Here is a 12,646-nt window from a genome sequence, read left to right as displayed (position 1 = left end):
CTATATTTATATTAACTATTTACTCATGACTAGTTTAAATAATAAAACATGAGCTAAAATTGAAAAAATTATAGTTCCTATCCACCATGCTAGTACATTATCAAGTCCATGCATAGAAACATATATTGCTGCAAAAATAGATATCACAAACTGTATACTTGCCATAACTAATCCAGGATTCCAAGCTTTTAATTTAATTCCCTCGTGAATATGAGTTAGGCAGTTCATAATACTAAAAATAATAATTAGTAATCCAAAACCGAGATTAATAAAGCTTAATGTTCCAAAAATAGCAAATGCTAACCAAACCATTATTATATTAATCCAAAAAATCTTCACATCTGTTAAGGTTTCTTTCCCATCAATAGATTTTAAAACTTTTTCATTCATAAAGGATTTAAAACCACCAGGAATATAATGCTCTTCAGTTTGATGAAAAAAGTATAATGGTATATTTATTAATGCCCAGAGATGAGGATCTGAAACAGAAAAGTTTAAAAATAATAAAAAAAGTGAGACTATTCCCAACCATGGAGCAGCTTTTGCCCAATTTTGGTTTTTAGCTAAAAAATATATCATTATAGTTTTTTCTTTTAAATTATTACTTTTTGATTCTAGCATAATTTATACCAAGAGAACTTTGTAATTTTCTTTTTTATAAAATAAATATTGAAAAATTTGAATACCAATTAAAAAAAGTAGAAACAAACTTCCAATTATTGTTGGTATAGGCCAATTTAAAGTTAAGCCACTTACTATATCGCAACTGCAAGTTATTATTGATAAATATAAATAAATTATACTAAAGCCTTCTGCTTGTTTTGTTCTAAAGTTTTTCCATATCTGAGGAAACCAATATACATTATAAATAATATTACTTAATGAACCAAAAATTAATAAATTACTATCTGTAAAAATATTATTAAGAGCAAAATAAATAGCAATTAATAAAAATGAAAATATAAAAAAGCTATGTAAAAAGATTTTATTTGATAATTTATCATTTAGAATTTGAAGTTGCTGAATTGTTAAAAATGTTAATAAAACTACACTTACTGTTATATATTGCCATGGCATATTAAATCCAACAGCATAAATTAAATCTAAAGAGTTAGCTATTATCATTAAGCTATGAGTCCATAAACTTATTTCTGTTGTAGTATGTTTAAATTGATTATGAATAGTCTGTGGTAAAAAAAGAACTAAATAAAGTATAAATGATATATTTAAAGTTATATTTCCTATTGTTTCCATAAGAGGTCCTACTATTTATTAAGTTTATAAATAATAGAAAGTTTTGAATGATAGATTTAAAATCAAACAAACTCCCTACGCTAATATTAATTAGATCAGGTACAAAGGGTCTAGTCATAAAACTATCTCAGCTAAAGCTCCCCCGCTGTCTTCTATATAGAATATTATAGGTTAATATATTAATCTTCAATTCTTAATTGATATATTAAGGCATCACTAGTTTTACCATTAGGATACTTGTAGTAGTTTTTTCTTATAGAAATATTTTTAAAATTAAGTTTTTCATATAATTTAATAGCAAATAAATTCGTTATATCTACTTCTAAAAATATAGATTTGATACTTTTTTGTCTCAAAATTTTTATATTATCTTCTAATAGATAGTAAGCTAATCCCTTATTTCTAAAATCTTTACTCAAGGTTATATATAAGAGCTCTGCTTCATCTAAAGTAAATAAGTAAAGAGATACTCCTATTAAATTTTTATCATTAAATAATCCAAAAATAATATTATTTTTATTTTTAAAAGTTTCATATATTAGTTTATCTGACCAAGAAAAATCATGATTAGATTTTCTAATTAAATTAAGAGTATTCTCATAATAAATTTCATTTAGAAGTGAAGTCTGAAGATTCATAAAGTTTGCTAAAAATATATTTTTTATTTATAGAAGAATTAATATTTGAAAAATCTTTTAATATATCTTTATCATATATATTTATAGAATTTTCTAATGTATTTTGAGTTAAGTCACTATTATAATGATAGATATTTACTTTTGAATTAAAGAACAAACTAAATGAAATAGATTTAAAAAAACTTAAATGATCTTGATTAGAAATAAATAAATTAATATTTTTATTAGATTCTAAACTATTAGAAAATATTAGCTTTATTTCATCAGGTTTTATATCTACTTTTTTTATAGGTAATTTTTCTTCAGCTGTTTTAAAGCTAGGTTTCAATTCCCATAGAGTTAGTCCTAGAATTTCGCTAAATTCTTTATCAAAAGACATCTAGTATTACCTTTTAAACTTATCTAATAAATTTTTAGGATATTTAAATGCTGAAAGTTTTACAGATTTTCTTAATCTATTAACTTCATCAGGCTCTAATTCTAAAGTTTTTCCTCTAGATAAAAACCTAGGTAATACAATGTCACCAAACCTAACTCGTGTAAGTCTACTTACAGTAACACCTAAAGCATCAAACATTCTTCTTACTTCTCTATTTCTACCTTCTGATAAGGTCACATAATACCAAATATTAGCACCTTCTCCCCCAGAAAATCTTATACTATTAAATTTAGCTAAACCATCATCTAGCATGATACCAGCTCTTAATTTATTCAAGTTTTCTTGAGAAAGTTGCTCTCCAAAAACTCTTACTGCATATTCTCTCTCAATTTCATAAGATGGATGCATCAATCTATTTGCTAAGTCACCATCAGTAGTAAAAAGTAAAAGACCTGTGGTACTAATATCTAATCTTCCTATCATAATCCAGTTAGATTTAGAAAGTTTAGGCAATGAATCAAAAACTGTTTTCCTATCTTTTTCATCATTTCGCGTGCAAACTTCGCCTTCTCTTTTATGGTATAAAACAACCCTAGGTCGTGTCATAGGTGTTCCATAAAGATGTAAAGCCTTACCATCAAAACTTATCTTATCATTATCAGAAGCTTTATCTCCTAGAGCAGCAACTTTACCATTAACTCGAACTCGCCCTTCTGCTATATATTCTTCAACCTTTCTTCTAGAGCCAAGTCCATATTTAGCTAATATTTTTTGTAGGCGCTCTTCATTATTTTTATTCATATCTTTTACCACTTATAACTCCATATCTGCAGATGATGGTAAATAGAAATCTATCATATTGTCATCATCATTATCATCCTTAGATGAAATAATTAATCTAACAATAGCAGCCTCATTTTTATTATCCATTATTTCTGCTAATTTAAGTCTTAATTGTAAGACTCTACGATTAATAAAAAACTCTTTATTATTTTTCATTGCATATAATGTTTTGTATGCGTTTTTATAGTCTTTTTCATCAAAATACAATTCTGCTAATCTTAATTTAGCAATACCATAATCTTGATTAAATTTAGTTGCTCTAATCATTTTTTCAATTGCATCTTGTTTTTTACCTTCTTTATTTAAACATTCAGCATATAGATATAATGTCTGAGCCATATTATTATTTGTTCGAAGTGTCAGAGATTCTTCAAATAATTTTATTGCTTTAGAATATTCATCTTTTGAAGCACATAAAAATTGAGCATAAAAATTTATTGCCTCATAATCATTCTTATGGTCACTTATAGCTTCTTTATATTTATCTTCAGCTCTAGAATTTGAACCTATAGCTTGATAATAAAATCCTGCAGCATAATCTACTATAGCTAAATCATATCCATGTTCTTTAGCTAAATCTTGAGCTTTAATCAACTTAGCTTTCGCCCTATCTAAAAGATTATTGCTTGTATAAAGAATAGCTAATTCAGCATTTATTTTAGTAGCTTCTTTATAATTAAGATTATCTCTTAGACTACCTTTATTTAAAGTAAATGAGGTTTGGTTTTGACTTTGATTTGGACTTTTAGATTGTCCATTAGAGTTTGCATTTGCATTTGTATCAGCCGCATAAGAACAAGTAAAAAATGTAGATAAAAAGATTATTAGTAAAACTAATTTATATCTCATTATTTTCTCCTAATTTTTTCAAATATCTTTCTTTTCTTTTGGTTTTATCCATTACATTACCAGCAAGTTGGCCACATGCTGCATCAATATCATCACCTCTTGTTTTACGAATAGTAGTAACAAATCCTTCTTTTTGTAAAAACTCTTTAAATCTATGAATTCTATTATTACTAGGCTTTTTATAAATAGTTCCTGGATAAGGATTAAAAGGAATAAGATTTATTTTACTAGGAACATTTTTATCTTTTAATAAGCTTGCTAGCTTATTAGCCATGTCAAGATCATCATTTATACCTTCCATCAAAGTATATTCAAAGGTTATATGCTTATGTGGACCCTTTTCTGCATAAAGTTTACAAGCTTCAAGCAGGGATTCTATATTATACTTCTTATTTATTGGCACTATTTCATTTCTAAGCTCATCAATTGGTGCATGTAAAGAAACCGCTAAAGAAACTCCTGATTGTTCTAATAAGTCATATATTCTAGGAACAACTCCAGATGTACTTAAAGTTACTTTTCTTCTAGATAATCCATAAGCTAAATCATCCATCATAATATCCATTGCTGGAACTACATTGTCAAAATTCATTAATGGTTCACCCATTCCCATCATTACAATATTTGTAACTGTAAAATCATGTTCTCCATTATTTTTTGATAAAGTTCTAGCAGCTATCCAAAGTTGAGAAATCACTTCTGCAGATGTCAAATTTCTATAAAACCCTTGTTTTGCAGTAGAACAAAAGCTACAGTTTAAAGTACATCCAACTTGTGAAGACACGCATAAAGTTCCTCGACCTTCTTCGGGTATAAAAACTGTTTCAACAGCACTTCCTCCAATATCAATAAGCCACTTATGAGTACCATCTTTAGAGGCTTTACTAAATAAAACTTTAGGAATTGTAATTTCTGAAACTTCTTTTAATTTTGTTCTTAAATTTTTTCCAAGATCTGTCATGGAATCTAAATCTATGATTCCTTTTTTATGTATCCATTTAAAAACTTGTCTAGCATGAAATTTTTTTTCACCAATAGATAAAAAAAATTCTTCAATTTGTTTTTGATTTAAACCAAGTAAATTTACTTTATCTTGTGACATATATTCACCTTATTCATTGTACCCAATATCTCCAGGTACAATATAATCATTTTCATTAGTTAAATTTGCAAATCTTGCATATTGACCATCAAATCTAACATGAACTGTTCCTATAGGTCCATTTCTCTGCTTACCTATAATAATTTCACCAAGATTTTTAACTTCTTCTTTTTCTTTATTATAAACTTCATCACGATATATAAACATAATTACATCAGCATCTTGTTCAATAGCTCCTGATTCTCTTAAATCTGACATCATAGGTCTTTTATCTTTTCTATCATCTACTGCTCTATTAAGTTGTGATAAGGCAATTACAGGAACATTTAATTCTTTAGCTAATGCTTTTAACGATCTTGAGATTTCTGAAACTTCTAAAGTTCTATTGCTTTCATAACCAGGAATTTTCATTAGTTGAAGATAATCAATAAGAATAAGTGATAATCCTCCATGCTCATTATAAAGCCTTCTAGCTCTTGAACGCATCTCAGCAGGCGTCAAAGTAGATGTATCATCTATATATAGGTTCATCTCACTAAGCATTTTCATAGAAGATGTAATTTTTATCCAGTGTGAATCATTTAAGCGATTACATTCCCTAAGAAGATTCATTTCAACTCGAGACATAGATGCTAAAATTCTTGTTACAATATCTTCAGAGGGCATTTCTAAGCTAAAAACTAATACAGGTTTATCTGAACTCTTTGCAACATTTTCAGCAATATTAATTCCCAAGACTGTTTTTCCCATTGATGGTCTACCAGCAATAACACATAAATTAGCTTTTTGTAACCCTGAGGTTTTCTCATCCAAATCAATAAAACCAGTAGAAACACCAGTAAGACCAGTACCTGAGTCAACTATCGCACTCATTCTATCTACAAGTCTAGGTATAACTTCTTTAACTGAAGTAGGTCCTTTAGAAGTAATATCTCTTTCTTTTGATACATCTAAAATTCGGCTTTCTGCATAATCAATAACTTCATCAGGGTTTTTCGAATCTGCAGAATAAATTTTCTGAATAATATCATTAACACTATTCTGTAAGCTTCTTAATTTAGCTTTATCTTTAATAATATCAGCATAGGCTCTTATATTAGATATTGAAGGAGTATTAGCAATTAAATCAATAATATAAGACTCACCGCCAGCATTATTCAATTCACCTTCTGTAGCTAAATATTCACTTAAAATAACGATATCAAAAGGAGTATTTTGCTCATTTAATTCGCATATTTTTTTATAAATAAGTTTATGTCTATTATCAAAAAAATCATCAATTAATAATGTATCTACTATATGCTCGATATTTTGATTATATAAAAGAATATTTCCAAGAACTGCTCTTTCAGCATCTAAAGAATAAGTTGTTTCAGCTACTTTAAACTGAGTATTAACAGACATTTTATGAAAACCTTTATTTATAATACAAAAAAACCATGCTAACACATGGTTTTAATTGTTTAGATTCTATGTGTTAGTTCTATATTATAAACTACTCAGCAGCAGCTACAACATTAACCTTAACAACAACATCTAAGTCTGTATATAAATGAATAGATAACTCATACTCACCTATACTTCTAATAACACCCTCTGGCATACGAACATGGCTCTTTTCTATTTCATGTCCACTTGCAGCAGCTATAGCATCAGCAACTTCTTTTGTACCTACTGATCCAAAAAGCTTACCGCCTTCACCAGCTTGAGCTGCTATGTCATATTGCTTTTCTTTAATTGCTTCTGCAATAGTTTGAGCTACTTCAAATCTCGCTTGTTCAGCTTTTTCTAACTCAACTTTTTGTTTTTCAAAAGCAACAACATTTGAGTCAGTTGCTTGAACAGCCTTTCCAAAAGGAATAAGGAAGTTTCTAGCATAGCCTGGTTTAACATTAACTATGTCACCTAAAACACCAAGGTTCTCTACTCTTTCTTTTAAAATAATTCTCATAGTATTAACCTCCAGTATTAATTAAAGTGACGGTCACAATATGGTAATAAAGCTAAAAATCTTGCTCTTTTAATAGCTGTAGATAATTGTCTTTGATATTTAGCAGATGTTCCTGTTACACGACTTGGAACAATTTTACCTGTTTCAGTTACATACCCTTTTAGAGTATTGATATCTTTGTAATCAATTTCTTTTACGCCTTCTACTTTAAAACGGCAAACTTTACGACGACTCATGTTCTTCTCCTATCTAATTAGATTACTTCTTTCTTATTAGCATCCATCATAATAGATGGCTCAGTTATAGCTTCAGGTGTAGCAATAACTAAGCGACGAAGAATTGCATCGTTATATCTTAAAGATTCTTGCAATTTATTTAAAGAATCAGCAGAACATTCTATATTCATTAAAATATAGTGTGCTTTGTGAAGCTTTTCTATAGGATACGCTAATTGACGACGCCCCCAATCTTCTAATCTATGGATTTTTCCACCCTTTTCTTCTATTATCTGACGATATTTAGTAAGCATAGCTTCTAATTGATCAGATTGATCTGGATGAATCATAATTACAACTTCATAATGTTTCATTTATAAACTCCTTACGGTTTATCATTAATTATCACACTGATAAGCTATGAATTAAATAGTTATACTCATAGCAAAGAGCAAACGATATTCTACGCATAAAATATGTTTAAAGCAAGGATTAATATTAATTGATCTTTTGGAAAATACAGTCTCCAGGCATAGCAGATTCAGAAAAGCTTTCATTTGATTTAATCTTACAATCCCAGACTATATAATAATCTTGTATTTGATGCTTTCTTGTTTTTAAATAAGGAGTTAGTATTATTTCTCCGACTCCTAGACTAGAGTCAGAAAAAGATTTACTTAAAACACCATTATAGTTTATTTGAATATCTGTTCCAGAAATCTTTCTAGTTTCTTCTTGGCTATTAGTAAACCCTTTTAAAGAGTATAAATTATTATCTCCACGTTTTTTCATCACGCTAGCATCACCATAACTTAATTCAGTACTTACTTCAGCTTGAGCAATATGAAAAACAATTAATTTAGCAGAGAATCTACTTCTATGGCTATAATTTAGATATACGGGCAACAATATCCCGACAAAGACAATTAAAGCGGAAACAATAAGTAATATTTCAGTTAGCGAAAAACCAGCTGACTTTAGCTTTTTCAACTTTAATAATACCTTTTTGTAAAACTGAAAGTTATTATAACAAAAAAATCGTTATAATTAATAATATAAAATAGCAATAATGAATTTTAATAACTTTAAATGAAAAATAAACTAAATTTAGTTGAATCCTTTTTAAAGGAATTACAACAAAATATTGTAAATGCTTTAGATGCACAAGAAACTTCTTCTGCTAGATTTATCCATGATGAGTGGGAAAAACCAAATATTCCTGAGCAAAAATTAAAAGGCTATGGGAATTCTATGATTATAGAAAATGGAGATATTATAGAAAAAGGAGTTGTTGCATTCTCTAAGGTATATGGAGATGCTCTACCTCCATCTGCTACAGAGAAAAGGAAAGACTTGGCTGGTAAATCTTTTATAGCTACAGGAGTTTCTCTTGTTATTCATCCTAGAAATCCATTTGTTCCTACTTCTCATGCGAATTTTAGACTATTTGTAGCTGGCGCTGATACAGATAAGCCGATATGGTGGTTTGGCGGTGGTTTTGATTTAACTCCATACTATCCTTATGAGGAAGATATAATCCACTGGCATCAAACAGCTAAGAATGTTTGTGATAGACATAATAAAGATCTTTATCCAGAGTTTAAAAAGTGGTGTGATGAATATTTTTATTTAAAACATCGTGATGAATGTCGAGGAGTAGGAGGACTTTTCTTTGATGATTTCAATAGGTTTTCTTTTGATGAATCTTTTGAGTTTGTAAAGGATTGTGCTAACTCTTATATAAAAGCTTATATACCTATCATAGAAAAAAGAAAAAATATCCAATATTTAGATAAACATAAAGAATTTCAACTATATAGAAGAGGCAGATACGTTGAATTTAATCTTGTGTTTGATAGAGGAACTATATTTGGACTACAAAGTGGTGGGCGTACAGAATCAATTCTTTCATCCATGCCTCCATTAGCTAGTTGGAAATATAATTGGTATCCAGAGGAAAATTCTGAGGAACAGAAAATATATGAATATTTAAAACCTAAAGATTGGCTATAATCTTATATTTTTACTAGCAACTAAAGTAGCATAATCTGTTTTATCAAGAATAAAGAATTTATCTGGATTTATATCTTTTTCATAGTTACTAAAAACGTAATCTTTTTTAAGTTTTAAGTTAGGTTTATTTCTTACTATTAATATATTAAGCTCATCTGAACTATTCCAATTTTTTATAAATTTTGAATATTTCATCAAATATTGATCTGTCCCTGAATTTGGGATATATGCTACATCAGATAATTCATTTTCATCATTTATTATTACTACTTCTTTTTTTGTATAGAAAGGAACCTTATAGAATCTATGACTAGTATAAACTTTAGCATTTGGATACTCTTTATAAATAAGATTAATATCACCAACAAATTCTTTATTATTTTTTTTATCTAAATATTCGCCTGCAGCATATCCAAAATTTCCTAATGTAAACATCATTAGAGAAAAATAGATTATAATTTTTTTAAGATCCTTTCTCCTAAAAGCTCTGATAGCTCCATATGATATGAATATAGATATTATGAATATAGGAAGTAGTAAAAAAAATAAAGGTATAAAAACTTCTTTAGACAAATATAATAATATTACAGTTGCTATTGGTAACAATAGAAAAATAAAAATTGGCAATCCAATACTTATTTTATCCATGAATGAAAAATCTTTTTTAAAAAGTTTTTCCAGATATACTGCTATAAGTATACAAAAAGGAACTATAGCTGGAGCTAAATAACCTATTAAAAATGATTTGGAAATTCCAAAAAAAATAAAAATAAAAGATCCCCAGATAAATAAAAACCATAAAAAAGAGTTTTGTTTTCTGTTCTTAAATCCCTCTTTAGTAAAAAAGTTTTTTAGGGCTTGTGGTAAAAAAGCAGACCATGGAAAAAAGATACCAATAAAAATAAGGATATATACTAATTTTGATATTTGTCTATTTTGCTCATTTGTTGAGTACCTTAATATTTGTTGAACAACTATATAATAATAAGCGAAATCAGGATATTTATTATTTACAGCTAATATCCAAGGAGTACCGATAATAGCAACAATTATAAGACCCAAATAAAGGCGAATATCTAAAAGCCTTTTCCACTCAAACATTATTAAACTATATAATCCAACTATACATATAGGAAAAACTATAGCAACAAGTCCTTTTGTCATAAAAGCTATGCCAGAAAAAACAAATGCTAAAAATAGCCAAAGAGAACTTTTAAAATAGTTATCATCATACTTTAAACTGACCCAATAACACAACATAGTCATGTTAAGAAATACTGCTATCCCAGTATCTATATTTAAATATCTGCCTACAAATAATAATAGAATTGTAGTAATACTGACTATCACAGATAGCCAAGCTAAAGCTCTAGATTCTAAAACCTTTTTTACTGTATAGTAAACAAATAATAAACAAATCATTACTAGTATTGGATTAACTAAGCGAGCTCCCCAAGTATTCTCCCCAAAAATTTTCATAAAAAAAGCTGTTAACCAATAAATAAGTGCTGGTTTATGAAAAAAAACTACTCCATTAATATATGGAACCACATAGTTATGAGTAGCTAGCATTTCTCTAGCTACTTCTGCATATCTTGTTTCATCAGGAGCATATAAAGCCGGTAAACCATATAGGCAGAAAGCTATTACTACTAAAAATATAAGAGAAAAATAATCTTTATAATTTTTTTGCATTTTTTATATGAAATATTTTATATAAGAGAAAAGTTTTTTAATTTTATATTAAAAGAATATAGTTTTGTATTATAAAATAATATTTTATTAACATTTAGGAAGTGTTACTCCAACTTGACCTTGGTATTTTCCTCCTTTATCTGCATATGAAATTTCACATTCTTCATCTGATTGGAAAAATAGCATTTGTGCTACTCCCTCATTTGCATATATCCTTGCTGGAAGAGGTGTAGTATTTGAGAATTCTAGAGTTACATAACCTTCCCATTCAGGCTCAAGAGGAGTTACATTTACAATGATTCCACATCTTGCATAAGTAGATTTTCCAAGACAAACAACTAAAGTATCTCTTGGGATTTTAAATTTTTCGACAGTACGAGCTAAGGCAAATGAATTTGGAGGAATAATACAAACATCTCCTTTGAAATCAACAAAATTTTTATCATCAAAATGCTTCGGGTCAACTATAGAAGAGTTAATATTAGTAAATATTTTAAATTCATCAGCACATCTAACATCATATCCATAACTAGATGTTCCATAGGAAACTATCTTTTCACCGTTTGCTACTTTAACTTGCCCTGCTTCAAAAGGCTCAATCATCTTATGTTCTTGAGACATTTTCTTTATCCACTTATCAGATTTAATAGCCATTTATCTTCCTTATTTAATTTTCTAATTTAATACCAATTGAATCTAAACTACTCGCTTTAGGTAGTTTATCTATTTCATTTAATAAATTCTCTGCAACTGAAATATAACTATCATTTATAGTATCATCTTTGCCTAATGTCATATATGGTTTACCATTGTCAGAGTTTAACCTTATATCTTTATGAAGTGGTAAGCTACCTAAAAACTCCACATTGTATTTTCCGCATAAAGAGAAAGCCCCGTCCTCACCAAAAATATGCTCACTATTTCCACATTTTGGACAAATATAGTAACTCATATTTTCAACTATACCTAAAGTTTTGATATTAACTTTATCAAACATAGCTATAGCTCTTTTTGCATCGATTAAAGATAAATCTTGAGGAGTAGTAACAATAACAACTCCAGTAACAGGAATATTCTTTGATATAGTTAATTGAATATCTCCAGTTCCAGGAGGTAGATCTAAAAACAAATAATCTAACTCACCCCAGTCTGTATCATTTAACAATTGCATCAATGCTCTTGATACAATTGGTCCTCTCCAGATTATAGCTGAATCAGAATCTATAAGATTGCCTATAGAAATCATTTTTATTCCATAATTTTCTAAAGGTATAATCTTTTTCTTATCTGTAGTTTTTGGATTATCTTTTAATCCTAATAATGTTGGCTGACTTGGTCCATAAATATCTGCGTCTAATATTCCTACTTTAGCACCCATCTTAGAGAAAGCGGATGCTAAATTAGTAGTTACTGTTGATTTCCCAACACCACCTTTTCCAGAAGCTACTAGAATTATATTCTTAATATTTGGTAGAAGTTTTTGCCCTTCTTGGACTTTCCTCTTGAAGACCTTATCTATTGTTTTCATACCAAACTCTATTTATAAATTAATGGTGTCATTTTAACAGATTTTTTTGAATACCTAAGAGTTATATAGATTTCAAAAATAAATAATTTTATTGTTTGTGTAATATAACATGTATTAAGTAAAACAATCTAAGTAAACTACCTAGTAAATTTTTGATATGTTAGAATTTACAAAGTTTT

General features: G+C 28.2%; 16 protein-coding genes and 1 riboswitch. Of the genes, 1 reads left to right on the top strand and 15 read right to left on the bottom strand.

From position 1 onward, the window contains the following. Positions 1–15: 15 nt before the first annotated feature. From DNK87_RS01400 to DNK87_RS01345, 12 genes are all read right to left on the bottom strand, one after another. A complete protein-coding gene (locus tag DNK87_RS01400; RefSeq protein WP_211360942.1) occupies positions 16–582 on the bottom strand; it encodes an HXXEE domain-containing protein in 567 nt (188 codons plus the stop codon). Positions 583–624: 42 nt separating this feature from the next. Next, a complete protein-coding gene (locus DNK87_RS01395) occupies positions 625–1,254 on the bottom strand; it encodes a PQ-loop repeat-containing protein (RefSeq protein ID WP_119330561.1) in 630 nt (209 codons plus the stop codon). 54 nt (positions 1,255–1,308) lie between these two features. Continuing rightward, positions 1,309–1,408: riboswitch (TPP riboswitch) on the bottom strand. A 25-nt stretch (positions 1,409–1,433) separates the two neighbouring features. Further along, complete coding sequence (locus tag DNK87_RS01390; protein WP_119330562.1) at positions 1,434–1,892, bottom strand: GNAT family N-acetyltransferase; 459 nt, start codon at positions 1,890–1,892, stop codon at positions 1,434–1,436. After that, positions 1,864–2,271, bottom strand: a complete 408-nt coding sequence (locus DNK87_RS01385) for a chloroquine resistance protein (RefSeq protein ID WP_119330563.1) — start codon at positions 2,269–2,271, stop codon at positions 1,864–1,866. The genes DNK87_RS01390 and DNK87_RS01385 overlap by 29 nt, the downstream gene beginning before the upstream one ends. A 6-nt stretch (positions 2,272–2,277) precedes the next feature. Continuing rightward, a complete protein-coding gene (rluB, locus tag DNK87_RS01380; RefSeq protein WP_119330841.1) occupies positions 2,278–3,072 on the bottom strand; it encodes a 23S rRNA pseudouridine(2605) synthase RluB in 795 nt (264 codons plus the stop codon). Between the two features lie 12 nt (positions 3,073–3,084). Next, the gene (locus DNK87_RS01375; RefSeq protein ID WP_119330564.1) at positions 3,085–3,963 is read right to left on the bottom strand and encodes a pilus assembly protein PilF; all 879 of its coding nucleotides are present in this window, start codon (positions 3,961–3,963) and stop codon (positions 3,085–3,087) included. After that, positions 3,953–5,065, bottom strand: a complete 1,113-nt coding sequence (gene rlmN, locus DNK87_RS01370) for a dual-specificity RNA methyltransferase RlmN (RefSeq protein ID WP_119330565.1) — start codon at positions 5,063–5,065, stop codon at positions 3,953–3,955. Before rlmN ends, DNK87_RS01375 begins: the two co-directional genes overlap by 11 nt. A gap of 9 nt (positions 5,066–5,074) precedes the next feature. Continuing rightward, the gene (gene dnaB / locus DNK87_RS01365; protein ID WP_119330566.1) at positions 5,075–6,469 is read right to left on the bottom strand and encodes a replicative DNA helicase; all 1,395 of its coding nucleotides are present in this window, start codon (positions 6,467–6,469) and stop codon (positions 5,075–5,077) included. Positions 6,470–6,560: 91 nt separating this feature from the next. Then, the gene (rplI, locus tag DNK87_RS01360; RefSeq protein ID WP_119330567.1) at positions 6,561–7,016 is read right to left on the bottom strand and encodes a 50S ribosomal protein L9; all 456 of its coding nucleotides are present in this window, start codon (positions 7,014–7,016) and stop codon (positions 6,561–6,563) included. A gap of 17 nt (positions 7,017–7,033) precedes the next feature. Then, positions 7,034–7,252: a 30S ribosomal protein S18 gene (rpsR, locus tag DNK87_RS01355; RefSeq protein ID WP_119330568.1), complete on the bottom strand. Its 219-nt coding sequence runs from the start codon at positions 7,250–7,252 to the stop codon at positions 7,034–7,036. Between the two features lie 17 nt (positions 7,253–7,269). After that, positions 7,270–7,605, bottom strand: coding sequence for a 30S ribosomal protein S6 (gene rpsF, locus DNK87_RS01350; RefSeq protein WP_119330569.1), 336 nt, complete (start codon positions 7,603–7,605; stop codon positions 7,270–7,272). Positions 7,606–7,729: 124 nt separating this feature from the next. Continuing rightward, positions 7,730–8,221, bottom strand: a complete 492-nt coding sequence (locus DNK87_RS01345) for a hypothetical protein (protein ID WP_119330570.1) — start codon at positions 8,219–8,221, stop codon at positions 7,730–7,732. 99 nt (positions 8,222–8,320) lie between these two features. Between DNK87_RS01345 and hemF the strand changes: the two genes are divergently transcribed. After that, the gene (gene hemF / locus DNK87_RS01340) at positions 8,321–9,244 is read left to right on the top strand and encodes an oxygen-dependent coproporphyrinogen oxidase (RefSeq protein ID WP_119330571.1); all 924 of its coding nucleotides are present in this window, start codon (positions 8,321–8,323) and stop codon (positions 9,242–9,244) included. Here the strand turns inward: hemF and DNK87_RS01335 are convergent. From DNK87_RS01335 to DNK87_RS01325, 3 genes are all read right to left on the bottom strand, one after another. Continuing rightward, positions 9,239–10,939, bottom strand: coding sequence for a phospholipid carrier-dependent glycosyltransferase (locus tag DNK87_RS01335; RefSeq protein ID WP_119330572.1), 1,701 nt, complete (start codon positions 10,937–10,939; stop codon positions 9,239–9,241). The genes hemF and DNK87_RS01335 overlap by 6 nt on opposite strands. An 87-nt stretch (positions 10,940–11,026) precedes the next feature. After that, positions 11,027–11,593, bottom strand: coding sequence for a dCTP deaminase (gene dcd, locus DNK87_RS01330; RefSeq protein ID WP_119330573.1), 567 nt, complete (start codon positions 11,591–11,593; stop codon positions 11,027–11,029). Positions 11,594–11,606: 13 nt separating this feature from the next. After that, positions 11,607–12,467 (bottom strand): Mrp/NBP35 family ATP-binding protein, encoded by an 861-nt coding sequence (locus tag DNK87_RS01325; protein WP_119330574.1) that lies wholly within the window; start codon positions 12,465–12,467, stop codon positions 11,607–11,609. Positions 12,468–12,646: the final 179 nt, after the last annotated feature.

It is taken from the genome of Pseudofrancisella aestuarii (assembly GCF_003574475.2).
Classification (GTDB): domain Bacteria; phylum Pseudomonadota; class Gammaproteobacteria; order Francisellales; family Francisellaceae; genus Francisella; species Francisella aestuarii.
Note: the sequence above shows the minus strand (reverse complement) of the source record. Positions and strands in the feature narration are given on the sequence as shown.

What these genes read in the sequence shown, in the direction of transcription:
- rlmN (WP_119330565.1), bottom strand. Translation starts at nt 5,065, where the DNA reads ATGTCACAAGATAAAGTAAATTTACTTGGTTTAAATCAAAAACAAATT.
- dnaB (WP_119330566.1), bottom strand. Translation starts at nt 6,469, where the DNA reads ATGTCTGTTAATACTCAGTTTAAAGTAGCTGAAACAACTTATTCTTTA.
- rluB (WP_119330841.1), bottom strand. Translation starts at nt 3,072, where the DNA reads ATGAATAAAAATAATGAAGAGCGCCTACAAAAAATATTAGCTAAATAT.
- rpsR (WP_119330568.1), bottom strand. Translation starts at nt 7,252, where the DNA reads ATGAGTCGTCGTAAAGTTTGCCGTTTTAAAGTAGAAGGCGTAAAAGAA.
- dcd (WP_119330573.1), bottom strand. Translation starts at nt 11,593, where the DNA reads ATGGCTATTAAATCTGATAAGTGGATAAAGAAAATGTCTCAAGAACAT.
- DNK87_RS01395 (WP_119330561.1), bottom strand. Translation starts at nt 1,254, where the DNA reads ATGGAAACAATAGGAAATATAACTTTAAATATATCATTTATACTTTAT.
- DNK87_RS01385 (WP_119330563.1), bottom strand. Translation starts at nt 2,271, where the DNA reads ATGTCTTTTGATAAAGAATTTAGCGAAATTCTAGGACTAACTCTATGG.
- DNK87_RS01335 (WP_119330572.1), bottom strand. Translation starts at nt 10,939, where the DNA reads ATGCAAAAAAATTATAAAGATTATTTTTCTCTTATATTTTTAGTAGTA.
- rplI (WP_119330567.1), bottom strand. Translation starts at nt 7,016, where the DNA reads ATGAGAATTATTTTAAAAGAAAGAGTAGAGAACCTTGGTGTTTTAGGT.
- DNK87_RS01375 (WP_119330564.1), bottom strand. Translation starts at nt 3,963, where the DNA reads ATGAGATATAAATTAGTTTTACTAATAATCTTTTTATCTACATTTTTT.
- hemF (WP_119330571.1), top strand. Translation starts at nt 8,321, where the DNA reads ATGAAAAATAAACTAAATTTAGTTGAATCCTTTTTAAAGGAATTACAA.
- DNK87_RS01325 (WP_119330574.1), bottom strand. Translation starts at nt 12,467, where the DNA reads ATGAAAACAATAGATAAGGTCTTCAAGAGGAAAGTCCAAGAAGGGCAA.
- rpsF (WP_119330569.1), bottom strand. Translation starts at nt 7,605, where the DNA reads ATGAAACATTATGAAGTTGTAATTATGATTCATCCAGATCAATCTGAT.
- DNK87_RS01390 (WP_119330562.1), bottom strand. Translation starts at nt 1,892, where the DNA reads ATGAATCTTCAGACTTCACTTCTAAATGAAATTTATTATGAGAATACT.